Annotated in this window: 22 protein-coding genes and 2 tRNA genes; 7 read left to right on the top strand and 17 right to left on the bottom strand. The window is 65.0% G+C overall.

Going from position 1 to position 20,735, the window contains the following annotated elements; all coding sequences use genetic code 11:
• The first annotated feature begins 63 nt into the window (after positions 1-63).
• Positions 64-2,100, top strand: coding sequence for a M3 family metallopeptidase (locus tag QE399_RS16150; protein WP_309830239.1), 2,037 nt, complete (start codon positions 64-66; stop codon positions 2,098-2,100).
• Between the two features lie 50 nt (positions 2,101-2,150).
• Complete coding sequence (locus QE399_RS16145; RefSeq protein ID WP_309830237.1) at positions 2,151-2,789, top strand: glutaredoxin family protein; 639 nt, start codon at positions 2,151-2,153, stop codon at positions 2,787-2,789.
• Between the two features lie 43 nt (positions 2,790-2,832).
• On the opposite strand, the gene rpiA is transcribed toward QE399_RS16145, so the two are convergent.
• Positions 2,833-3,528, bottom strand: a complete 696-nt coding sequence (gene rpiA, locus QE399_RS16140) for a ribose-5-phosphate isomerase RpiA (RefSeq protein WP_309830236.1) — start codon at positions 3,526-3,528, stop codon at positions 2,833-2,835.
• A gap of 34 nt (positions 3,529-3,562) precedes the next feature.
• Here rpiA and QE399_RS16135 point away from each other — a divergent pair, with 34 nt between their 5' ends.
• Entirely contained in the window at positions 3,563-4,633 is a 1,071-nt protein-coding gene (locus QE399_RS16135; RefSeq protein WP_309830234.1) for a quinone-dependent dihydroorotate dehydrogenase, read from the top strand.
• A gap of 67 nt (positions 4,634-4,700) precedes the next feature.
• Here QE399_RS16135 and QE399_RS16130 read toward each other — a convergent pair whose 3' ends face one another.
• The 16 genes from QE399_RS16130 to uvrB form a co-directional block, all read right to left on the bottom strand.
• On the bottom strand, positions 4,701-5,015 hold the full coding sequence (locus tag QE399_RS16130) for a hypothetical protein (protein WP_309832141.1): 315 nt from the start codon (positions 5,013-5,015) through the stop codon (positions 4,701-4,703).
• A 5-nt stretch (positions 5,016-5,020) separates the two neighbouring features.
• The gene (locus tag QE399_RS16125; protein WP_309830232.1) at positions 5,021-5,416 is read right to left on the bottom strand and encodes a phage holin family protein; all 396 of its coding nucleotides are present in this window, start codon (positions 5,414-5,416) and stop codon (positions 5,021-5,023) included.
• A 50-nt stretch (positions 5,417-5,466) separates the two neighbouring features.
• Positions 5,467-5,775 (bottom strand): DUF883 family protein, encoded by a 309-nt coding sequence (locus QE399_RS16120; protein WP_309830230.1) that lies wholly within the window; start codon positions 5,773-5,775, stop codon positions 5,467-5,469.
• Positions 5,776-5,914: 139 nt separating this feature from the next.
• Entirely contained in the window at positions 5,915-7,021 is a 1,107-nt protein-coding gene (locus tag QE399_RS16115; protein ID WP_309830228.1) for an NAD(P)/FAD-dependent oxidoreductase, read from the bottom strand.
• Positions 7,022-7,063: 42 nt separating this feature from the next.
• Positions 7,064-8,101: a histone deacetylase family protein gene (locus tag QE399_RS16110; protein ID WP_309830227.1), complete on the bottom strand. Its 1,038-nt coding sequence runs from the start codon at positions 8,099-8,101 to the stop codon at positions 7,064-7,066.
• Between the two features lie 264 nt (positions 8,102-8,365).
• Positions 8,366-8,440, bottom strand: a tRNA-Val gene (locus QE399_RS16105).
• A gap of 41 nt (positions 8,441-8,481) precedes the next feature.
• Positions 8,482-8,556, bottom strand: a tRNA-Val gene (locus tag QE399_RS16100).
• A 41-nt stretch (positions 8,557-8,597) separates the two neighbouring features.
• The gene (gene dnaQ, locus QE399_RS16095; protein WP_309830226.1) at positions 8,598-9,311 is read right to left on the bottom strand and encodes a DNA polymerase III subunit epsilon; all 714 of its coding nucleotides are present in this window, start codon (positions 9,309-9,311) and stop codon (positions 8,598-8,600) included.
• Positions 9,311-9,649: an ISC system 2Fe-2S type ferredoxin gene (gene fdx / locus QE399_RS16090; RefSeq protein WP_309830224.1), complete on the bottom strand. Its 339-nt coding sequence runs from the start codon at positions 9,647-9,649 to the stop codon at positions 9,311-9,313. The genes dnaQ and fdx overlap by 1 nt, the downstream gene beginning before the upstream one ends.
• A gap of 42 nt (positions 9,650-9,691) precedes the next feature.
• The gene (gene hscA, locus QE399_RS16085) at positions 9,692-11,575 is read right to left on the bottom strand and encodes a Fe-S protein assembly chaperone HscA (RefSeq protein ID WP_309830222.1); all 1,884 of its coding nucleotides are present in this window, start codon (positions 11,573-11,575) and stop codon (positions 9,692-9,694) included.
• A gap of 57 nt (positions 11,576-11,632) precedes the next feature.
• A complete protein-coding gene (gene hscB, locus QE399_RS16080; RefSeq protein ID WP_309830220.1) occupies positions 11,633-12,151 on the bottom strand; it encodes a Fe-S protein assembly co-chaperone HscB in 519 nt (172 codons plus the stop codon).
• Positions 12,152-12,220: 69 nt separating this feature from the next.
• Complete coding sequence (iscA, locus tag QE399_RS16075; RefSeq protein WP_309830218.1) at positions 12,221-12,544, bottom strand: iron-sulfur cluster assembly protein IscA; 324 nt, start codon at positions 12,542-12,544, stop codon at positions 12,221-12,223.
• A gap of 3 nt (positions 12,545-12,547) precedes the next feature.
• Positions 12,548-12,946, bottom strand: coding sequence for a Fe-S cluster assembly scaffold IscU (iscU, locus tag QE399_RS16070; protein ID WP_309830216.1), 399 nt, complete (start codon positions 12,944-12,946; stop codon positions 12,548-12,550).
• A gap of 18 nt (positions 12,947-12,964) precedes the next feature.
• Positions 12,965-14,185 (bottom strand): IscS subfamily cysteine desulfurase, encoded by a 1,221-nt coding sequence (locus QE399_RS16065; protein WP_309830214.1) that lies wholly within the window; start codon positions 14,183-14,185, stop codon positions 12,965-12,967.
• 54 nt (positions 14,186-14,239) lie between these two features.
• The gene (gene iscR / locus QE399_RS16060; protein WP_309830212.1) at positions 14,240-14,776 is read right to left on the bottom strand and encodes a Fe-S cluster assembly transcriptional regulator IscR; all 537 of its coding nucleotides are present in this window, start codon (positions 14,774-14,776) and stop codon (positions 14,240-14,242) included.
• 238 nt (positions 14,777-15,014) lie between these two features.
• A complete protein-coding gene (gene uvrB / locus QE399_RS16055; protein WP_309830211.1) occupies positions 15,015-17,096 on the bottom strand; it encodes an excinuclease ABC subunit UvrB in 2,082 nt (693 codons plus the stop codon).
• A gap of 107 nt (positions 17,097-17,203) precedes the next feature.
• On the opposite strand from uvrB, the gene QE399_RS16050 reads away from it, so the two are divergent.
• The 4 genes from QE399_RS16050 (at position 17,204) to QE399_RS16035 (ending at position 20,715) form a co-directional block, all read left to right on the top strand.
• Positions 17,204-18,400, top strand: coding sequence for an amino acid aminotransferase (locus QE399_RS16050; protein ID WP_309830209.1), 1,197 nt, complete (start codon positions 17,204-17,206; stop codon positions 18,398-18,400).
• A gap of 145 nt (positions 18,401-18,545) precedes the next feature.
• Entirely contained in the window at positions 18,546-19,436 is an 891-nt protein-coding gene (locus QE399_RS16045) for a CoA transferase (protein WP_309830207.1), read from the top strand.
• Complete coding sequence (locus QE399_RS16040) at positions 19,429-20,124, top strand: DUF1294 domain-containing protein (protein ID WP_309830205.1); 696 nt, start codon at positions 19,429-19,431, stop codon at positions 20,122-20,124. The genes QE399_RS16045 and QE399_RS16040 overlap by 8 nt, the downstream gene beginning before the upstream one ends.
• A 177-nt stretch (positions 20,125-20,301) precedes the next feature.
• Positions 20,302-20,715, top strand: a complete 414-nt coding sequence (locus QE399_RS16035) for a hypothetical protein (RefSeq protein ID WP_309830203.1) — start codon at positions 20,302-20,304, stop codon at positions 20,713-20,715.
• The last annotated feature ends 20 nt before the right edge of the window (positions 20,716-20,735 follow it).

Raw genomic sequence — 20,735 nt, 5'->3', positions numbered from 1 at the left:
GCATAGCGACGATCAATCCACTTCGTCATTGAAACCGGCGCGCTTGCCCGCACAATGCTTCGCATGAGCAATCCTCTCCTCGACTTCTCCCACCTCCCGCAATTCGGCCGCATCCGCCCTGAAGATGTGCCGCAGGCCATCGACACGCTGCTCGAGCGCGCCAATACGGCTCTCGAAACGGTGACGGCGCCGGACTTCCCGGCCCGGTGGGATGCCATTGCCAAAGTGCTCGACGTCGCCACCGAGGAGTTGGGCCGCGCCTGGGGTGCTGTGAGCCATCTCAACAGCGTGGCGGACACGCCGGAGCTGCGCGCTGCATACAACGCCGCCCTGCCCCGCGTGACCGAGTTCTGGACGCGTCTGGGCGCCGACGAGCGGCTGTATGCCAAGTACAAGGCCATCGATCCGTCCACCCTCAGTCCCGAGCAACAGCAGGCGCTGCGCAACGCGGTGCGCAACTTCGTGCTTTCCGGCGCCGAACTGCAAGGCCCGGCCCGTGAACGTTTTGCCCAGATCCAGGAACGCCAGGCCGAACTGAGCCAGAAGTTCAGCGAGAACGCGCTCGACGCGACCGACGCGTTCGCCTACTACGCGCAGGCCGAAGAGGTCGACGGTGTGCCGGCCGATGTGCAGCAATCCGCACGGGCCGCTGCCCAGGCCGAGGGCAAGCCCGGCTACAAGCTCACGCTGAAGATGCCCTGCTACCTGCCGGTCATGCAGTTCGCCCGCAGCAGCGCCTTGCGCGAGACGCTCTACCGCGCCTATGTGACGCGCGCCTCAGACCAGGCCGAGGGCGACGCCCGCCGCTTCGACAACACCGAACTGGTCAAGGAAATCCTGGCGCTGCGCAAGGAAGAGGCACAGCTGCTGGGCTACGCCAACTTCGGCGAAGTATCGCTGGTGCCCAAGATGGCGGAGTCGCCCGCACAGGTCGTCGACTTCCTGCGCGACCTGGCTCGCCGCGCGCGGCCCTACGCCGAGCAGGATGTGGCCGACCTGCGCACCTTTGCGGCCGAGCAACTCGGCATCGCCGACCCGCAATCCTGGGACTGGCCCTACATCTCCGAAAAGCTCAAGGAACAACGGTATTCCTTCAGCGAGCAGGAGGTGAAGCAGTACTTCACGGCGCCCAAGGTGCTGGGCGGCCTGTTCAAGATCATCGAAACGCTGTTCGAGGTCGCCATCCGCAAGGACAAGGCACCCGTGTGGAACCCCGCTGTGGAGTTCTACCGCATCGAACGCAATGGCCAGCTCATCGGCCAGTTCTATCTGGACCAGCCGGCCCGCGTCGGCAAGCGTGGCGGTGCCTGGATGGACGATGTGCGTGCCCGTTGGCTCCGTCCGGACACAGGTACCCTGCAGACGCCCGTGGCGCATCTCGTCTGCAACTTCGCCGAGGGCGTTGACGGCAAGCCGCCGCTGCTCACGCACGACGATGTCATCACCTTGTTCCACGAGTTCGGCCATGGCTTGCACCACATGCTCACGCAAGTGAACGAGCGCGACGTGTCGGGGATCAGCGGCGTGGAGTGGGACGCCGTCGAACTGCCGAGCCAGTTCATGGAGAACTTCTGCTGGGAATGGGATGTGCTCAAGCACATGACCTCGCACGTAGATACGGGCGAGCCTCTGCCGCGCGCCCTGTTCGACAAGATGATTGCCGCCAAGAATTTCCAGAGCGGCATGGCCACGCTGCGCCAGATCGAGTTCGCGCTGTTCGACATGCTGCTGCACACGGAGCACGACCCCGCCAGCGACTTCATGCCCCTGCTAGACCAGGTGCGCGCAGAGGTTGCCGTGCTGCAGCCTCCGGCTTTCAGCCGCTCGGCCCACACCTTCAGCCACATTTTTGCGGGCGGCTACGCCGCCGGTTACTACAGCTACAAGTGGGCGGAAGTGCTGAGCGCCGATGCCTATGCCGCCTTCGAGGAATCTGCCGGAGCGGATGGCCAGCCCGACGCCGAAACCGGCCGCCGCTACCGCGAAGCCATCCTGGAAGCCGGAGGCAGCCGCCCTGCCATGGAGTCGTTCAAGGCCTTCCGTGGCCGCGAGCCGTCGCTGGATGCGCTGTTGCGCCATCAGGGCATGGCCGCCACCTGAGCGAGGCCGGGCCAGACCAGACCACCAGCACAACAAGACAGGAGCCGCACATGAATCCACGTTACGCACTCTCCTTGGCGGGGGCCACCGTGCTGGTACTGCTGGCCACCGCCGTGCAAGCCCAGCAGGTCTATCGCATCGTCGGGCCGGACGGCAAGGTCACCTTTTCAGACCGAGCCCCCGACCCTGCGGCCCAGGCCGCACCGGTGCCCACGGAGCGTGCTCAGGGCGCTGGCGGCCCCGCGTTGCCCTACGAGCTGCGCCAGGTCGCAGCCCGGTTTCCCGTCACGCTCTACACCGGTAACGACTGCGCGCCGTGCGTCAGCGCGCGCAATCTGTTGCTCGCGCGGGGCGTACCGTTCACGGAACGCACGGTCAACACCAATGAAGACATCGAAGCCTTGCAGCGGCTGAGCGGCGGTACGAGCCTGCCCTTCGGCACCGTGGGTGGCCAGCAGCTGCAGGGATTTTCCGACACGGAGTGGACGCAGTACCTGGACGCTGCCGGCTACCCCAAGCAGTCGCAGTTGCCGACCGGCTACCGCCGCGCGGCGGCCACGCCGCTGGTCGCCTCGGTCGCCAGGCCGGCCCCGGCACCCGCCGCTGCAGCGTCGGCCGTACGACCGGCCCAACCATCTGCCGCTCCCTCTGGCCCGACCCCCTCCAATCCGGCGGGCATCACGTTCTGATGTACTGAACCCGCGGACCTGCAGCGCAGGCCATTCATCGCATTCAGAAGGTCAGCGTTTTCACGCCTTGGGCGGTACCCAGGAGGCACACACTGGCCTTTTGGTGTGCGAATACGCCCACGGTCAGCACGCCAGGCCACTGATTCACCTCCGACTCGAACATCAGCGGATCCCGGATGCGCAGGCCCAGCACATCCACGATGTGCTGCCCGTTGTCGGTGACCAGTGGTTGTCCGTCCCGGAGCCGGACGGTGGCCGAACCGCCCAGCGCTTGGAACCGCCGCCGGACATGTTCGGTGGCCATGGGAATGACCTCTACCGGCAGGGGAAAGCTGCCGAGCACATCGACCAGCTTGGACTCGTCCGCAATGCAGACGAACCGCTGCGCCAGCGCCGCGACGATCTTCTCCCGCGTGAGCGCCGCTCCACCGCCCTTGACCATATGGCCCTGCGCATCGATCTCATCGGCCCCATCGATGTACACCGCGAGCGATTCGACTTCATTCGCATCGAATACCGGAATCCCCAGCGCCTTCAGCCGCTCGGTGCTGGCCACTGAACTGGAGACGGCGCCGCGGATGCGGTCCTTCATGCTGGCGAGAGCTTCGATAAACTTGTTGACCGTGGAGCCGGTACCGACGCCGACGATCTCGCCCGGCACTACGTACTGCAGCGCCGCCTGGCCGACGAGGGCCTTGAGTTCGTCTTGGGTCAAGGAGGAAGAGGGAGTGGTCGTCATGGGAGAAAATCGGAGTGATCCCGGAATTATCCCCATGTCGCTCATCCCCTACTCCCTCGCCCGCCCCTTTCTCTTCGGCCTGGACGCCGAAGCCGCCCACGATCTCACCATGGACATGCTCGCGCGAGGCCAGCGCACGCCGCTGCAGTGGGCGTGGAGCAGCGAAACCGTGGACGATCCTATTGAACTCGCCGGCCTGACGTTCCCCAACCGTGTCGGCATGGCCGCAGGCCTGGACAAGAATGCCCGGTGCATCGACGCCCTGGGGGCGATGGGCTTTGGCTTCGTGGAGGTTGGGACGGTCACGCCCAAGGCACAGCCCGGCAATCCCAAGCCGCGCATGTTCCGTCTGCCGCAAGCCCGGGCCCTGATCAACCGGCTGGGCTTCAATAACGAGGGGCTGGACGCCTTCCTGCACAACGTGCAGCAAGCGCGCTTCCGCCAGCAGCCTCGGAAGCATCCCATGCTGCTGGGCCTGAACATCGGCAAGAACGCCAGCACGCCCATCGAACAGGCCACCGGCGACTATCTGACCTGCCTGGAGGGCGTCTTCCCGCATGCAGACTATGTCACCGTCAACATCAGCTCACCCAACACGCAGAACCTCCGCGCGCTGCAGACCGACGAGGCGCTGGACCAATTGCTGAGCGCCATCGCCGAGCGGCGCGCCACGCTGGCAAGCCAACACCTCGCTGCCCATGGCAAAGAGCGACGCGTTCCGATCTTCGTGAAGATCGCACCCGACCTGGACGAAGCGCAGGTGGCCGTCATCGCCGCCACGCTGCAGCGCCATCGCATGGACGGCGTCATCGCCACCAACACGACCATCCAGCGGGATGCCGTGCAAGGCCTGAGCCACGCGGCAGAAGCCGGCGGCCTCAGCGGCGCCCCCGTCCTCCAGGCCAGCAACCGTGTGATCCGTCAACTGCGCGCTGCACTGGGCCCGGGTTTCCCCATCATCGGCGTCGGCGGCATCCTGAGCGCTGCCGACGCCGTGAGCAAGATCGAAGCGGGTGCCGACGTGGTGCAGATCTATACGGGCTTGATCTACGAAGGTCCCACCCTCGTCAATCGGGCAGCCCGGGCCATCAAAGCGTTGCGCTGAATCTTCAAACGCCTCCAACAAAAAAAGGCCCCAGGGGCCTTTTTTTACATGGCAAGAGCAGCGAAGGTCACCGCCGCATGCGCGCCAGCAAAGGCATGAGCACGCTGGACCAGCGGATCAGTCGGCTCGGACCTGCAGCCAAGGCGCCCAGCGCGGCCACCGCCACCACGGCTGGATGCAACCGGGCGAAAGCCAAGACCCGGGCCACCAGCGGCGCCTGGGGGTCGATTCCGGCGTCTTCCGCCTGCAGCGCCACCGCTTGGCGGTGCGCCGCGCGGCGGGCCCGCAGACGTTCGCGCTGCAAGGCAATCCGGTCCAGCACCTTCTGCTGGGGTTCCGTAGGTGTGGGGAGGCCGGAGTCGCGCTCCAGCGGAGGTCGCATGCTACTCACAGTCGCTCCTTGATTTCTCGCCAGTCATGGGCCAACTCGCGGCGCGTGAGGGCAAAGGCGTTGCCGGCCTGGCGCACGGTGGAAATCAGCGTGCCGAGCACGGCGGCCCAGATGAGCAGCCATCCACCGGCGACCAGCCAAGCCACCAAGATGCGATGCGGTGTGTCCCAGAACTGCACCAGAAGCGCCACGGACAGCAGCGTCAGGGTGACCACGGTGAGACCACCGAGTGCAACGGCAAGGACCACCAAGCGCCCCAGGCGCCGCTTTTGCTCCGACCACTCCAGCCTGGCAAGCTCCAGACGATCTTCCGCCGCAATTGCGCCTTCAATGATGTTGGCACGCCAGCGCGCGACCCAGCCTTCCAGGCCCAAAAGGGCAAACCAGTTCATGCGGCGCTTTCGTTATGCATTGTGATCGTCCTCCCCGCGACCTTCATCGATCAACGGCGGGCAAGCAGGAAACCCACCAGCGCACCTGCTGCGAGGGCTGCGCCAGCCACTCGCCAGGGCTCATCGTGGGCATACCGGTCGGCAGCACGTGCTGCCTCCTTGGCTTGGTAGGCGGCCTCTTGCGCTGCACGTGCTGCGGATTCACGCACGGTATGGATGCCGTCGTCGAGGCGCTGACGCAGGCGCTTGATTTCGGGAACGCTGTCCAGGTCCTTGCTGGAAATCAGGCTCCGAAGATCGGAAACGAGCTTTTCGAGTTCGTGTTGTGCGTTGGAAACGGTGTCGGAAGCAGTAGTCATACACAAGCCTTTCATAGCAGGAAACAACGGTAATCCGCCATGTCCCAGGGGGGTGTAGGCGGACGCCTCATCTTAGCCAATGCACCCGTACGGATGGCTGCCGTACAGCAATCAGGGGCTTCATGGCGGCGGGTCGGTTTCAAGAAAGCGAAGACACCATCTTGGCGACATGCTCGGCGATGGCAAGAGAGCTGGTCAGCCCCGGCGACTCGATACCGAACAGGTTGACCAGTCCAGGCGCGCCATGGTGATCGGGACCCTGGATCAGGAAATCGCCTGCCGGTTCTGCGGGGCCGTGGATCTTGGGACGGATGCCGGCATAGCCGGGCGTCAGCGCACCGTCTCGCAGCGCCGGCCAGTACTTGCGCACCTCGGCATAAAAGGCCTCACCCCGTCGGGGGTCGACCACCAGATCCTGCGCGTTAGAAACCCACTCGACGTCCGGGCCGAATTTGGCCTGGCCGCCCAGGTCAAGCGTGAGATGGACACCCAGGCCGGCGGGCTCCGGCACCGGATAGACCAAACGTGTAAAAGGCGCCCGACCTGCCAGCGTGAAGTAGCTGCCCTTGGCGTAATGCGCGCGCGGCACATGACGCGAATCGAGCCCTTCGAAGCGACCGGCGAGATCCGGCGCGTGGAGCCCTGCCGCATTGACGACGGTGCGGGCCGCGATGCCCGTGCCGTCCTCGGTCTGCAGGTGAATCCGATCGTCGGCCACACGGGCCCGCGCCACCGGGGAATGGAAGGCCACCAGTCCGCCGGCGTGCTCCAGGTCGCCCTGCAGGGCCAGCATCAACGCGTGGCTGTCCACGATGCCCGTGCTTGGAGACAGCAGCGCAGCATGGCACGCAAGCGCAGGTTCCAGCGCATGCGCCTGATCCCTCGTGAGCCACTGGAGGTCATCCACGCCATTGGCCCGGGCTTTCGCCCGGATGCCTTGGAGCGTCTCCACCTGCTGCGGCGCGGTCGCCACGATGAGTTTGCCGCAACGGCGGTGCGGCACGCCTCTGTCTGCGCAGTAGGCATACAGCAATGCCTTGCCCTGCACGCACAGCCGGGCCTTCAGCGAACCTGCAGGGTAATAAATGCCGGCATGGATCACTTCACTGTTGCGCGAACTCGTGCCGGTGCCAATGGCCCCCTCGGCTTCAAGCACCCATACCTCTCGCCCGCTCAGGGCCAAGGCACGTGCCACGGCCAAGCCCACGACACCTGCGCCGATGACCACGCAATCGATCCGCTCCATCTTCATCCTCCCTGGTGCTGCATGCACGGGCCGTCCATTGGCTCACGCCTGCTCGAAGCCTTCCAGCACGTTCACCGCATTCAAGCCCAGTTCCGACGCCGCATAGCCGCCCTCCAGCACGAAGACCGTGGGCAGACCCATCTGTGATAATCGCTGGCCCAATGTCACGAAATCCGCAGAAGCCAGCTTGAAGCGCGAAATGGGATCTCCTGCAAACGTATCGAGGCCTAGGGAGACCACCAGCCCTTCGGCTCCAAAGTCTCCGATGCGCGCGCATGCCTGCTCCAGCGTGGCGAACCACTCACGCGCAGTGGTGCCCGCCGGAAGTGGAAGGTTCAAATTGAAGCCGGTGCCAGCCCCCTCCCCCGTCTCGTCGGCGTGGCCAAGGTAGAACGGATATTCTGTCCGCGGGTCACCGTGGATACTGACGAAGAACACGTCGGAGCGGCCATAGAAAATGCTCTGCGTGCCGTTGCCGTGGTGGTAGTCCACGTCCAGCACCGCCACTTTGCCAAAGCCGCGCAGTCTCAGCGTCTGTGCGGCCACTGCTGCATTGTTGAGAAAGCAGTAGCCGCCCATGAAATCCGGACCGGCATGGTGGCCCGGTGGACGTGTATTGCAAAAGGCGACACGGGCACCACCCGCCACGAATGCCGCGGCGCTGGCGGCGGCATCCGCGCCCGCCTTGGCGGCAGCCCAGGTCCCCTCGGCCATCGGCGTGCCGTTGTCCATGGAATACAACCCCAGGCGGGCAACGAAGTTGTCTGGCTCGATGTCGGAGCGCAGCGTGCGCACCGGCCAGACCGACGGAAAGGGTTGCACGCCCCCGTTGGCCTGGTGCAGTGCCAGCCACTGCTGCCACGCGGTTTGCAGGAAGCGCAGGTAACGCGCCGAATGCACCTGGTTCAGCGCTTCGCTGCAGTCCTCTGTCGCTTCGCGCAGCTCATGCCCCCTCTCACGCAGGCGGGCCTCCACGAAATCGGCGCGCGCCGGCTTTTCGAAGCACGGCACCCGTTCGCCGCGGAAGAACTCGTGGACGGGCGCGTGCCCTTGGTGCAAAGCGTTGTGAAAAGTGATCATGGTCGGGTCAGGCAAGCCCTACGCTGCGTGAAAGCAGGGGAAGGCAACATGGCGCCGTCGCCAGCCCAGCCATCCAGGGGCGATCGGCCCAGGATCATGACATGCGTAAACCGGCAAAAGCAGGAGGCCTGCCGGGAAATGTCCGACTCGCGCGTTCTCGTCTTCTACACCGCACTTTTTAAGGGCGCGAACCGCCACCTCGACGCCAGCGCATCCCGAGAACCCATAAAAAAACCCTTGCAGGAGTCCCTGCAAGGGTTTGATTGGTGGGTGATACATGGATCGAACATGTGACCCCTGCCGTGTGAAGGCAGTGCTCTACCGCTGAGCTAATCACCCGCTGAACACGCACTCAGCGAGCGCGAATTCAAACAAAACACTGGTGGGTGATACATGGATCGAACATGTGACCCCTGCCGTGTGAAGGCAGTGCTCTACCGCTGAGCTAATCACCCGTGCTGTCTTAGCGACAAGCCTGCGATTATTGCACAGAATTTCAGACCGCCTGAGCTGATCGCCAAATTGTTTTGCCGCCGCTGGCCTTGTCGATCTGCGTGAGCGTGTCCTCGTGTTCCGCCAGTTCCTGCGCGCTGGCAGGCAGCACCTGCAACACGATGGCGCTCAGGTCGATGGCCGCTACCTGAACACCGTCCTCGCCCGACGGGCTGTCGTCTGCGATGAGCAGCGCGTCCTGGCCCCGGGTCAGGTTGATGTACACATCGGCCAGCAATTCCGCGTCGAGCAAGGCGCCATGCAAGGTCCGGCCCGAGTTGTCGACCCCCAGGCGGTCGCACAGCGCATCCAGCGAGTTGCGCTTGCCGGGATACAGCTCCTTCGCCATGGCCAGCGTGTCGGTCACGCTCGCCACGTAGTTCTTGAAGGGAGAGCGGCCGGTGAGTTCCAGTTCCTTGTTCAGGAAGCCGACGTCGAAGGCCGCGTTGTGAATGATGATTTCCGCGCCCTGCAGGTACTGCAGGATCTCATCGGCCATGTCCGCGAACTTCGGCTTGTCCTTCAGGAACTCGTTGCTGATCCCGTGCACCTTCAGCGCATCCTCGTGGCTGTCGCGTCCTGGGTTGAAGTACAGGTGCAGGTTGTTGCCTGTGAGCTTGCGATTCAGCAATTCGACGCAGCCCAGTTCGATGATGCGGTCCCCGCCCTCGGCCGACAAGCCGGTGGTTTCCGTGTCCAGGACAATCTGGCGGGACATCAGTGGTTTTCCTTGGCGTGGTTGATCGTGTACTTGGGAATCTCGACCGTCACATCCGCCTGCGCCAGGATGGCTTGGCAGGACAGGCGGGATTGCGGCTCCAGGCCCCAGGCACGGTCCAGCAGGTCCTCTTCCTCTTCTTCCGCCTCGTTGAGAGACTCCAGGCCCTCGCGGACGATCACGTGGCAGGTCGTGCAGGCACAGCTCATGTCGCAGGCATGCTCAATCTTGATGTCGTTGTCCAGCAAGGCTTCGCAGATCGACGTGCCTGCCGGAGCGGAAATCTGGGTGCCTTCGGGGCAGTACTCGGGATGGGGAAGGATTTTGATGACGGGCATGGGCGTCCGGTTCGGGTGCTTCGTGGATATTCTTGGTTCTTGTCAGAGGGCCTGGACGTTCTTGCCCGCCAGCGCCTCGCGGATGCCCCGGTTCATACGCTGCGCCGCGAAGGCCTCGGTACCCTTGGCCAAGGCCTGCGTGGCAGCCTCTACTGCGGCCGCGTCATCGGACGCATCACGCGTTTCTCGCAGCGACTGCATCAGCGTCTCGATGGCAGCCCGCTCATCAGAGGAGAGGACGTCGCCATCGGCATCCAGTGCGCTCTGCGTGGCCAGCAGCATGCGGTCGGCATCGACGCGAGCCTCCACCAGTGCACGGGCGCGCATGTCGTCCTGCGCCGTGGCAAAGCCTTCCTGCAGCATGCGCGCGATCTGGTCATCCGACAGGCCGTAGGACGGCTTCACGTCGATGCGTGCCTCCACCCCGCTGCTCAGTTCCTTGGCGCTGACGTTCAGCAGGCCGTCGGCATCGACGGTGAAGGTGACGCGTATGCGAGCGGCACCGGCTGCCATGGGCGGAATGCCGCGCAGCTCGAAGCGGGCCAGGCTGCGGCAGTCGGCGACCAAATCACGCTCCCCCTGAACGACGTGAACGGCCAACGCCGTTTGGCCATCCTTGTAGGTGGTGAAGTCCTGCGCTTTGGCGGTGGGAATGGTCTCATTGCGCGCCACGATGCGCTCGACGAGGCCACCCATGGTTTCGATGCCCAGCGACAGCGGGATCACGTCCAGCAACAGCAGGTCTCCGGCCGTGTTGTTGCCCGCCAGCTGGTTGGCCTGGATGGCTGCGCCGAGAGCCACGACCTCGTCGGGGTTCAGATTGGTCAGCGGCTCCCGACCGAAGTAGTCGGCCACCGCCTGACGGATCTGGGGCATCCGCGTGGAACCGCCCACGAGCACAACGCCTTGCACCTCTTCGCGCGAGAGCTGCGCGTCGCGCAGAGCACGCCGAACGGCGGCCAGCGAGCGCGCCGTCAGCGCAGCCGTGGCCGCATCGAAATCTGCACGATGGACGTCAAATCGGACCTCTGCGCCCGCAACATCAGCGCAGAACGCTACACTTTCAGTAGCAGTCAACGCTTCTTTGCAGCGCCTAGCGGCCGCACGCACGGCGGCTTTGTCCTCCGGAGTGACCGCCCGGACACCCGCCTGCTGAAGCACCCAATCGGCCAGCGCCGCGTCGTAGTCATCCCCACCCAGCGCGGAATCGCCCCCGGTCGAAATCACCTCGAAGACGCCCTGCGTGAGCCGCAGGATAGAGATGTCGAACGTCCCACCGCCCAGGTCATAGACGGCGTAGATGCCTTCGGAGGCGTTATCCAGTCCGTAAGCAATCGCGGCCGCCGTGGGCTCGTTGATCAAACGCAGCAGGTTCAGGCCCGCCAGCCGCGCAGCGTCCTTGGTTGCCTGGCGCTGCGCATCGTCGAAATAGGCCGGCACGGTGATGACGGCACCATAGAGATCGTCGTTGAAGCTGTCTTCCGCCCGGTAGCGCAGCGTGGCAAGAATCTCCGCACTCACCTCCACCGGCGACTTCACGCCGCCAGCCGTCTCCAAGGACACCATGCCCGCAGCGCCCGGCTCACGGCCCTCGTCAGCGGCGACGAAGGCATACGGCAGCGCGTCGCGCCGCGCCACATCCTGCAGGCCCCTGCCCATGAAGCGCTTGACGGAAGCAATGGTGTTGACGGGATCGCTGACCTGCTGCGCCGCGGCGTCATGGCCGATCTGGCGACCGCCGCCGGGCAGATAACGCACCACGGAAGGCAGCAGAATCCGTCCCTGGTCATCCGGCAGGCACTCGGCCACCCCGTTGCGCACCGCCGCCACCAGGGAGTGGGTCGTGCCCAGGTCGATCCCCACGGCAATGCGTCGCTGATGGGGATCAGGGGATTGGCCGGGTTCGGAAATCTGCAGAAGCGCCATGGCGTAGTGTGATCCTGGAAAGAATGCGGCGGGCGCCGAGGCCCCGCCGTGTGGGCTCTATTGTCCCAGTTGATCCCTGCGGGTCTCGATGTCCTGCGCAAAACGCGCAATGAACATGAGGGCTCTGACCTCCCGCGCGGCACCGGCATAGTCAGATTGCTGGTCGATCAGTTCGGTGCAGCGGGCAATGGCCGATCGGCGCGATTCCTGCACCTCGTCGTCGAGCCGGTCCAGATCGGCCTCGCCACGCGCCTCCTCCAGCGCCTCGCGCCATTCCATCTGCTGCATCAAGAAGGCCGCGGGCATGGCCGTGTTGTCTTCCGCCTGGATGGGAGCGCCGTGCAGTTCGCACAGGTAGGCCGCGCGTCGCAACGGATCTTTCAGCCGCTGGTACGCCTCGTTGATGCGCACCGACCATTGCATGGCGAGCCGCTGTGCGGCCGCACCCTGCGCAGCGAAGCGATCGGGATGCGCTTCGCGCTGCAGTTCCTTCCAGCGCGCATCCACGGCGCTGCGGTCTTGCGCAAAGCGTCGCGGAAGGTCGAAGAGCTCGAAGTCGTCAGATTGAAGGTTCATGATGGCAAGAAAAAACCGCCAGCGTGGTGCACGATGGCGGTCACAGCAAGGCGCGCGAGCAGGACACCGTCACACGCGGAAGCTCTCCCCGCAACCACAGCGATCACGCTCGTTCGGGTTGTTGAAGCGAAAGCCTTCGTTGAGCCCCTCGCGCACAAAGTCGAGTTCGGTGCCGTCGATGTAGGCCAGGCTCTTGGGATCGATCAGCACCTTCACGCCGTGGTTCTCGAACACGACGTCTTCAGGCGCCTGATCGTCCACGTACTCCAGCTTGTAGGCCAAGCCGGAGCAACCGGTGGTCTTCACGCCCAATCGGACGCCCACGCCCTTGCCCCGCCGCGACAGATAGCGCGTCACGTGCCGGGCGGCCGCTTCGGTCAGGGTAATAGCCATGGCTCAGGCTGCCGCCACCGCCGCGTGCTTGGTCTTGTAGTCCAGCACGGCCGCCTTGATGGCGTCTTCTGCCAAGATGGAGCAGTGCACCTTCACCGGAGGCAGCGCCAGTTCCTGTGCGATCTCGCTGTTCTTCAGCGCCGCCGCCTCGTCGAGCGTCTTGCCCTTGACCCATTCCGTCACCAGAGACGACGAGGCAATGGCAGAGCCACAGCCATAGGTCTTGAAGCGCGCGTCTTCGATGACGCCGGTGGCGGGGTTGACCTTGATCTGCAGCTTCATCACATCGCCGCAGGCTGGAGCGCCCACCATCCCGGTGCCCACCGTTTCGTCACCCTTGTCGAACGAGCCCACATTGCGGGGATTCTCGTAATGGTCGATCACTTTGTCTGAGTAAGCCATGGTCTTTACCTCTTCAATTCAATGCGCAGCCCATTGGATGGTGCTGATGTCGATGCCGTCCTTGTACATGTCCCACAGCGGGCTCAGTTCGCGCAGCTTGGCCACGTTGTGTCGGATCGTGGAGACGGCGTAGTCGATCTCTTCTTCGGTGGTGAAGCGGCCAATAGTCATGCGCAGGCTGCTGTGGGCCAACTCGTCGCTGCGGCCCAGGGCACGCAACACGTAGCTGGGCTCCAGGCTGGCGGACGTGCACGCCGAGCCGGACGACACGGCCAAGCCCTTGATCCCCATGATCAGCGACTCGCCTTCGACGTAGTTGAAGCTGATGTTGAGGTTGTGCGGGACGCGGCGCTCCATGTCGCCGTTCACGAACACCTGCTCGATGTCCTTGAGACCGTCCAGCAAGCGTTGCTGCAGCGCCTTGGCCTTGGCAACATCCTGGGCCATTTCTTCGCGCGCAATGCGGAAGGCCTCGCCCATGCCCACGATCTGGTGCGTGGGCAAGGTGCCGGAACGCATGCCGCGCTCGTGGCCGCCGCCGTGCATCTGCGCTTCCAGGCGCACCCGCGGCTTGCGGCGCACATACAGCGCGCCGATACCCTTGGGGCCGTACGTCTTGTGCGAGGCCAGGCTCAGCAGGTCAACCGGCAACTGCGCCATGTCGATCTCGATCTTGCCGGTGGCCTGCGCAGCGTCCACGTGGAAGATGATGCCTTTCTCGCGGCACAGGGCGCCGATGGCGGGAATGTCCTGGATCACGCCGATCTCGTTGTTCACGAACATCACGCTCAGCAGAATCGTGTCCGGGCGGATGGCCGCCTTGAGCACTTCGAAGTCGAGCAGGCCGTTCTCCTGAACGTCCAGATAGGTCACCTCGAAGCCCTGGCGCTCCAGCTCGCGCATGGTGTCCAGCACGGCCTTGTGCTCGGTCTTGACCGTGATCAGGTGCTTGCCCTTGCCTTTGTAGAACTGGGCTGCGCCCTTCAACGCGAGGTTGTTGGATTCGGTCGCCCCACTGGTCCAGACGATTTCACGCGGGTCTGCACCGATCAACGCCGCAACGTCGCCGCGGGCCTTCTCGACCGCCTCCTCCGCCTCCCAACCCCACGCATGACTGCGCGATGCCGGATTGCCGAAGTGCTCGCGCAGCCAGGGAATCATGGCGTCCACAACGCGGGGATCCACGGGGGTGGTCGCGCCGTAGTCAAGGTAGATCGGGAAATGCGGGGTCATATCCATGGCTGGCTCAGTAAAAGTGTCTGGCTGGCGAACGTCAGAGTTCCAATGCGTACATCAGGACTTGGCAAACGCGTTGCCGAGGGCGAACACCGAATTGGGTGCGTTCACGCGAATGGGCTTCACCACCGGAGTGGTCGAGATGGCGCGGCGCACCACTGGCTTGTCCTCGATCTGCACGCCCTTGGCCAACTGGTCATCCACCAGCTTCTGCAGCGTGACGGAGTCCAGGAATTCGACCATGCGCTGGTTTAACGAAGCCCACAGCTCATGGGTCATGCAGCGGCCAGCCTCGCCGAGGCAGTTCTCCTTGCCGCCGCACTGAGTCGCGTCGATCGGCTCGTCGACGGAGACGATGATGTCCGCCACGGTGATATCACCGGCCTTGCGGGCCAGCGTGTAGCCGCCGCCGGGACCACGCGTGGACTCGACCAGCTCATGGCGGCGCAGCTTGCCGAACAACTGTTCCAGATAGGACAGCGAGATCTGCTGGCGCTGGCTGATCGCGGCGAGGGTGACAGGACCGTTGTTCTGGCGCAGGGCCAGATCGATCATGGCGGTGACCGCAAAACGGCCTTTGGTAGTGAGACGCATCGCAAGCTCCTTGTCTTCAGGCTTGTCCGTTACAGAAACGCCGAAGGCCGTGAACCGACCCGGGCACCGTCTCCGCCCCTTACTCCCGCACGCATCAGAGGCCGTGCAAAGAGCCCTGTTTCTTCGTGGGCTTTGTGTTCTTGACTATTTAAGGCAAGTATAGCACAAATCCCTATTGTTTTTGTCGGGTAACAAAACTGATCAGTCGCATTTCCACCTGACGGGTTGCACTGGACGGTCAAACGGCCACGTGGTCTTCTCCCGGGGCGCCGAACGCTTGCGCCTTCAGCTTCGACAACTGATCCCGCGTCCGCGCCGCCTGTTCGAACTCCAGATTGCGCGCGTGTTCCAGCATCTGTTTTTCCAGCCGCTTGATCTCACGGGCCACGTCTTTCTCCGACATGTCCTCGACCTGGGCGCGCCGCATGGCTTCCTGCTCCAGCCGCTCGGCGTCCTTCCCAGCCTTCTCGCTGTAGACGCCGTCAATCAGGTCACGCACCTGCTTGACGATGCTGCGGGGAGTGATGCCGTGTGCTTCGTTGTATGCGATCTGCTTGGCACGGCGGCGTTCCGTCTCGTCGATGGCCTTCTTCATCGAATCCGTGATCCGGTCCGCGTACAGGATCGCCTGGCCATTGAGGTTCCGCGCTGCGCGGCCGATGGTCTGGATCAGGCTGCGCTCCGCGCGTAGGAAGCCTTCCTTGTCCGCGTCCAGGATGGCGACGAGCGACACCTCGGGTATATCCAGCCCCTCGCGCAGCAGGTTGATCCCCACCAACACGTCGAAGGCCCCCAGGCGCAGATCGCGGATGATTTCCACCCGCTCTACGGTATCGATGTCGGAATGCAGATACCGCACCTTGACGCCGTTGTCCGTCAAGTAGTCGGTGAGCTGCTCTGCCATGCGCTTGGTCAGCGTCGTAATGAGTACGCGCTGATTCTTTTCAGATCGAATGCGTATTTCTTGTAGCACATCGTCGACCTGATGCGTGGCCGGACGCACTTCCACGATGGGGTCGACCAGGCCCGTCGGCCGCACCACCTGGTCCACCACCTGGCCAGCGTGCGTCTTTTCGTAGTCAGCCGGCGTGGCCGAAACGAAGACGACCTGTCGCATGCGTTTCTCGAACTCCTCGAATTTGAGCGGACGGTTGTCCAGCGCGGACGGCAAACGGAACCCGTATTCGACCAACGTCGTCTTGCGGGAGCGGTCGCCGTTGTACATGGCACTGAGCTGGCCGATCATCTGGTGGCTCTCGTCCAGGAACATGAGCGCATCAGGCGGCAAATAGTCGGTCAGCGTGCTGGGCGGGTCGCCTGGCGATGATCCGGACAGGTGGCGCGTGTAGTTTTCGATGCCCTTGCAGTGTCCGACCTCACTGAGCATCTCCAGGTCGAAGCGGGTGCGCTGCTCCAGGCGCTGCGCCTCCACCAGCTTGCCGTCGGCGACGAACTGCTGCAGCCGCTCGGCCAACTCCAGCTTGATGGTCTCGACAGCGGCCAGCACCTTGTCGCGGGGCGTCACATAGTGGCTGCTCGGATACACCGTGAATCGCGGGATCTTCTGGCGAACGCGCCCTGTCAGCGGGTCGAACAGCTGCAGGCTTTCGATTTCGTCGTCGAACAGTTCGATGCGGATCGCCAGTTCGGAATGCTCTGCAGGGAAGACGTCGATGGTGTCGCCCCGCACCCGGAACTTGCCCCGGCTGAAGTCCTGCTCATTGCGCTGGTACTGCATGCGGATGAGCTGGGCGATCACGTCGCGCTGGCCCAGCTTGTCTCCGACGCGGAGGGTCATCACCATGCGGTGGTAGCTCTCCGGCTCGCCGATGCCGTAGATGGCAGACACGGTGGCCACGATCACGACATCGCGGCGCTCCATCAGGCTCTTGGTGCACGACAGCCGCATCTGCTCGATGTGCTCGTTGATGGCACTGTCCTTCTCGATGAACAGGTCGCGCTGCGGCACATAGGCCTCGGGTTGGTAGTAGTCGTAGTAGCTGACGAAGTACTCGACCGCGTTCTTGGGAAAGAACTCACGGAACTCGCTGTAGAGCTGGGCGGCCAGGGTCTTGTTGGGCGCGAAGACGATCGCCGGACGGCCCAGCCGGGCGATGACGTTGGCCATGGTGAAGGTCTTGCCGGAACCTGTCACGCCCAACAGCGTCTGGAACACTTCGCCGTCGTTCACGCCCTCCACCAGCTTGTCGATCGCCCCGGGCTGATCGCCCGCCGGCGGGTACGGCTGGTACAGCTCGAAAGGCGAGCCCGGGAAGGTGACGAACTGGCCGGTGAGCGGTTCTGAGGTAACTTCGTGCATGGTGGGTCAGCGAACCGGTGGGGGCCGCCGTTAAAATCTCGGGTTGACCTGAAAGCCTACCGTAGCTGAGGTCAACTTGCCCGATTTCCACCCTCAAGGACTTTTCAATGTCTCTGTTCACCGCCGTCGAAATGGCCCCCCGCGACCCGATCCTGGGTCTGAATGAGCAATACAACGCGGACACCAACCCCAACAAGGTCAACCTCGGCGTGGGTGTGTATTTCGACGACAACGGCAAGCTGCCCCTGCTGCAGTGCGTGCAGGCCGCTGAAAAGGCCATGATGGAAAAGCCCACGGCACGCGGCTACCTGCCCATCGACGGCATCGTGGCGTACGACAATGCCGTCAAGGCGCTGGTGTTCGGTGCCGACAGCGAGCCCGTTACCTCCGGCCGCGTGGCCACGGTGCAGGCCGTGGGCGGTACCGGCGGCCTGAAGATCGGCGCCGACTTCCTGAAGAAGCTCAGCCCCAACGCCACGGTGCTGATCTCCGACCCGAGCTGGGAAAACCACCGCGCGCTGTTCACCAACGCCGGCTTCACGGTCGACACCTACGCCTACTACGACGCGGCCAAGCGTGGCGTGAACTTCGAAGGCATGCTGGCCAGCCTGAAGGCCGCCGCTGCCGGCACCATCGTCGTGCTGCATGCCTGCTGCCACAACCCCACCGGCTATGACATCACGCCCGAGCAATGGGACCAGGTCATCGCCGTGGTCAAGGCCCAGGGCCTGACGGCTTTCCTCGACATGGCCTACCAGGGCTTCGGCCACGGCATTGCCGAAGACGGTGCCGTCATCAACAAGTTCGTGGCCGCGGGCCTGAGCTTCTTCGTGTCCACCTCCTTCTCCAAGAGCTTCAGCCTGTACGGCGAGCGCGTGGGCGGCCTGTCGGTGCTGTGCGCCGACAAGGAAGAAGCCGGTCGCGTGCTGAGTCAGCTCAAGATCGTCATCCGCACCAACTACTCCAACCCACCCACGCACGGCGGTGCCGTGGTGGCCGCCGTCCTGGGCAACCCCGAGCTGCGCGCGCTGTGGGAAAAGGAACTGGGCGAGATGCGCGTGCGCATCAAGGCCATGCGCCAGAAGCTGGTCGATGGCCTGAAGGCCGCCGGCGTGCAGCAGGACATGTCCTTCATCACCCAGCAGATCGGGATGTTCAGCTACTCGGGCCTGTCCAAGGACCAGATGGTGCGCCTGCGCAACGAGTTCGGCGTGTACGGTACGGACACCGGCCGCATGTGCGTGGCAGCGCTCAACAGCAAGAACATCGACTACGTCTGCCAGGCCATCGCCAAGGTGGTTTGAGCGCCCGCGCTCGCAGCCGAAAGCCGCCTCCGGGCGGCTTTTTTCATGTCAACGCTCCGGCCGGTCCCGCTGCGGGATACTGCGGGTACCACCAAGACTGCATCCGGCAGTCTCCTCGCTCCGATCCGCTTCCAACGCCTTGCCCATGCCCGATGCTTCGTCCCTGCAGCCGCTGCGCGGCACGCACATCCTGAGTCTGGCCCTGAACCTGCCGGGGCCGGCCGCCCTGCTGCGCTGCCGCGCGATGGGCGCCGATTGCACCAAGCTGGAGCCGCCACCCGCCTCTGGCGAGGCCAGCGCCGATCCGATGGCGCTGTACTGCCCGCCGGCCTACGCGGCGCTGCACCAAGGCATCCGCACCGTCCACGGCCACCTCAAGACCGAGGCGGGCCAGGCCATGCTGCACGCGGAGCTCGCCCGCACGGACGTGCTGATCACCTCCTTCCGCCCGTCCGCCCTCGCCCGCCTTGGCCTGGACTGGCCCGATCTGCAGGCACGCTACCCGCGGTTGTCGCTGGTACGCATCGTCGGCGCGCCGGGGGCCCGCGCCGAGGAGCCCGGCCACGACCTCACCTATCTGGCCGAAGCGGGCTTGGTCACAGGCGATGCCGTTCCGCCCACCCTCTACGCCGACATGGGTGGCGCCGTGCTGGCCAGCGAAGCGGTCCTGCAGGTGCTGCTCGCCCGGGCCGCCTCCGGCACCGGCGCCTGCATCGAGGTGGCCCTGTCCGAAGCCGCCGCCTGGCTGGCCCGACCGCGTGACTGGGGCCTGACGGCGCCCGGCGGCGATGTGGGCGGGGCCCATGCCGGCTACCAGGTGTATGCCTGCGCCGACGGCCGGGTGGCTGTGGCCGCGCTCGAACCCCATTTCATGGCGCGGCTGTGCGAAGCGGCCGGGCTGCCGCCTGGCACCGACCCACGCGCTGCGGAGACCCACACCGCCATCGCCGCGTTCCTGCGCACGCAGCCGTCCGCTGCCCTGCAGGCGCTCGCGCGCAACCGCGACATTCCCCTGCACCTGCTCGGCGATGCGTAAACAGGGCCATATCAGCCGCTGGAACGGCCCGCGCGGCTTCGGCTTCATCCGCAGCGCCGACACGCTCGCCGAGGTGTTCTTCCACGTCCGCGACTTCGCCGGCACCGCGCCGCCGGCGGAAGGCATGCCGGTGGTGTTCGAGGAAATCCACGTCGGCGGCAAGGGGCCGCGGGCCATGGCGGTCCGGCCGCTGGCCGCCCCTCCGTCGACGCCGGCTTCCAGCCGGTCCGGTCCGGCGCGACCGCGTGCCGCACGGTCGGCACCGTCCCGGCCGGACCGCACGCCTCGCGCGTCTGCAGACCGGAGACCACCACGGTCTACCGGGCGCCCGGCTGCGGCCGGCAGCACGCTGGCGTACGGCTTGATGGCGGTGTGGGCGGCGGCCCTGCTCTGGCTGGTATATGCCCGGTACCTGCCGGGATGGACGCTGGCGGCCGCTGCCGCGATCAACGTCGTCACCCTCGCCGCCTACGCGCTGGACAAGCAGGCCGCGCGCACCGGCGGCTGGCGCACGAGCGAACAGCGCCTGCACCTGCTCGCGCTGGCCGGTGGCTGGCCCGGCGCATGGGTCGCCCAGCAGTGGCTGCGCCACAAGTCGAGCAAGCCATCCTTTCGCACGGTGTACTGGGCCACCGTCGTCGTGCACTGCGCCGCCCTTGCGCTGGCCGTCTACCGGCTGAAAGCCTGATGCTATTCAATCGATAGCTGCATGCGCTTATCCGATAAGCGCTGGAGCCGGATTTCTTTCAAATCAGAGGAGCTTGGCACAGCGTCCCACACCAGGGCGCTGCAGCGCCCTACAGCGCGCCACGCAAGCGCTCGGCCCAATGGTCGGATCGATTGCACCGCTATAGAAAGACCTGCCATGAAGCCCTTCGCCCTGCAACCGGAGATGACCTCTGCCGCTGGCACCTTCTATCCCACCGGCCACGTCTTCGCACTGTTCCCCGATGAAAACGCCGCGCGCCGTGCCGGGCAAGCCCTGACGGACCAAGGGCATACCGACATCGCCCATGCGGCGCCGGAAACCATCCTGCAGCACGTGGTGCGCACCCTGGGCAACGCGGACGAACCCCTGCCCTCCGTAGGCGCCGAGGGCGTGATCGTGCGCCGCATTGCGGATCTGGCCGCCGCGGGCCGGCACGCGCTGTTCTTCGCGGCGCGGGACGAAGACAGCCCCGAAAGCCTGCAGGCGGCTCTGGAGCCGCTCGGTGCCGAGGCCGCGTTCTACTACCGCAAGCTGATCATAGAAGACCTGATCCCCCTGCCCGTGCGCTGACACCTGCGGCGCCGGCGCGC

It is taken from the genome of Paracidovorax wautersii (assembly GCF_031453675.1).
In the GTDB taxonomy this organism is placed as follows: domain Bacteria; phylum Pseudomonadota; class Gammaproteobacteria; order Burkholderiales; family Burkholderiaceae_C; genus Paracidovorax.
Note: the sequence above shows the minus strand (reverse complement) of the source record. Positions and strands in the feature narration are given on the sequence as shown.

Bases quoted from the DNA above. Each gene is read 5' to 3' on its own strand.
- QE399_RS16150 (WP_309830239.1), top strand. From the start codon at position 64: ATGAGCAATCCTCTCCTCGACTTCTCCCACCTCCCGCAATTCGGCCGC.
- QE399_RS16145 (WP_309830237.1), top strand. From the start codon at position 2,151: ATGAATCCACGTTACGCACTCTCCTTGGCGGGGGCCACCGTGCTGGTA.
- rpiA (WP_309830236.1), bottom strand. From the start codon at position 3,528: ATGACGACCACTCCCTCTTCCTCCTTGACCCAAGACGAACTCAAGGCC.
- QE399_RS16135 (WP_309830234.1), top strand. From the start codon at position 3,563: ATGTCGCTCATCCCCTACTCCCTCGCCCGCCCCTTTCTCTTCGGCCTG.
- QE399_RS16130 (WP_309832141.1), bottom strand. From the start codon at position 5,015: ATGCGACCTCCGCTGGAGCGCGACTCCGGCCTCCCCACACCTACGGAA.
- QE399_RS16125 (WP_309830232.1), bottom strand. From the start codon at position 5,416: ATGAACTGGTTTGCCCTTTTGGGCCTGGAAGGCTGGGTCGCGCGCTGG.
- QE399_RS16120 (WP_309830230.1), bottom strand. From the start codon at position 5,775: ATGACTACTGCTTCCGACACCGTTTCCAACGCACAACACGAACTCGAA.
- QE399_RS16115 (WP_309830228.1), bottom strand. From the start codon at position 7,021: ATGGAGCGGATCGATTGCGTGGTCATCGGCGCAGGTGTCGTGGGCTTG.
- QE399_RS16110 (WP_309830227.1), bottom strand. From the start codon at position 8,101: ATGATCACTTTTCACAACGCTTTGCACCAAGGGCACGCGCCCGTCCAC.
- dnaQ (WP_309830226.1), bottom strand. From the start codon at position 9,311: ATGTCCCGCCAGATTGTCCTGGACACGGAAACCACCGGCTTGTCGGCC.
- fdx (WP_309830224.1), bottom strand. From the start codon at position 9,649: ATGCCCGTCATCAAAATCCTTCCCCATCCCGAGTACTGCCCCGAAGGC.
- hscA (WP_309830222.1), bottom strand. From the start codon at position 11,575: ATGGCGCTTCTGCAGATTTCCGAACCCGGCCAATCCCCTGATCCCCAT.
- hscB (WP_309830220.1), bottom strand. From the start codon at position 12,151: ATGAACCTTCAATCTGACGACTTCGAGCTCTTCGACCTTCCGCGACGC.
- iscA (WP_309830218.1), bottom strand. From the start codon at position 12,544: ATGGCTATTACCCTGACCGAAGCGGCCGCCCGGCACGTGACGCGCTAT.
- iscU (WP_309830216.1), bottom strand. From the start codon at position 12,946: ATGGCTTACTCAGACAAAGTGATCGACCATTACGAGAATCCCCGCAAT.
- QE399_RS16065 (WP_309830214.1), bottom strand. From the start codon at position 14,185: ATGGATATGACCCCGCATTTCCCGATCTACCTTGACTACGGCGCGACC.
- iscR (WP_309830212.1), bottom strand. From the start codon at position 14,776: ATGCGTCTCACTACCAAAGGCCGTTTTGCGGTCACCGCCATGATCGAT.
- uvrB (WP_309830211.1), bottom strand. From the start codon at position 17,096: ATGCACGAAGTTACCTCAGAACCGCTCACCGGCCAGTTCGTCACCTTC.
- QE399_RS16050 (WP_309830209.1), top strand. From the start codon at position 17,204: ATGTCTCTGTTCACCGCCGTCGAAATGGCCCCCCGCGACCCGATCCTG.
- QE399_RS16045 (WP_309830207.1), top strand. From the start codon at position 18,546: ATGCCCGATGCTTCGTCCCTGCAGCCGCTGCGCGGCACGCACATCCTG.
- QE399_RS16040 (WP_309830205.1), top strand. From the start codon at position 19,429: ATGCGTAAACAGGGCCATATCAGCCGCTGGAACGGCCCGCGCGGCTTC.
- QE399_RS16035 (WP_309830203.1), top strand. From the start codon at position 20,302: ATGAAGCCCTTCGCCCTGCAACCGGAGATGACCTCTGCCGCTGGCACC.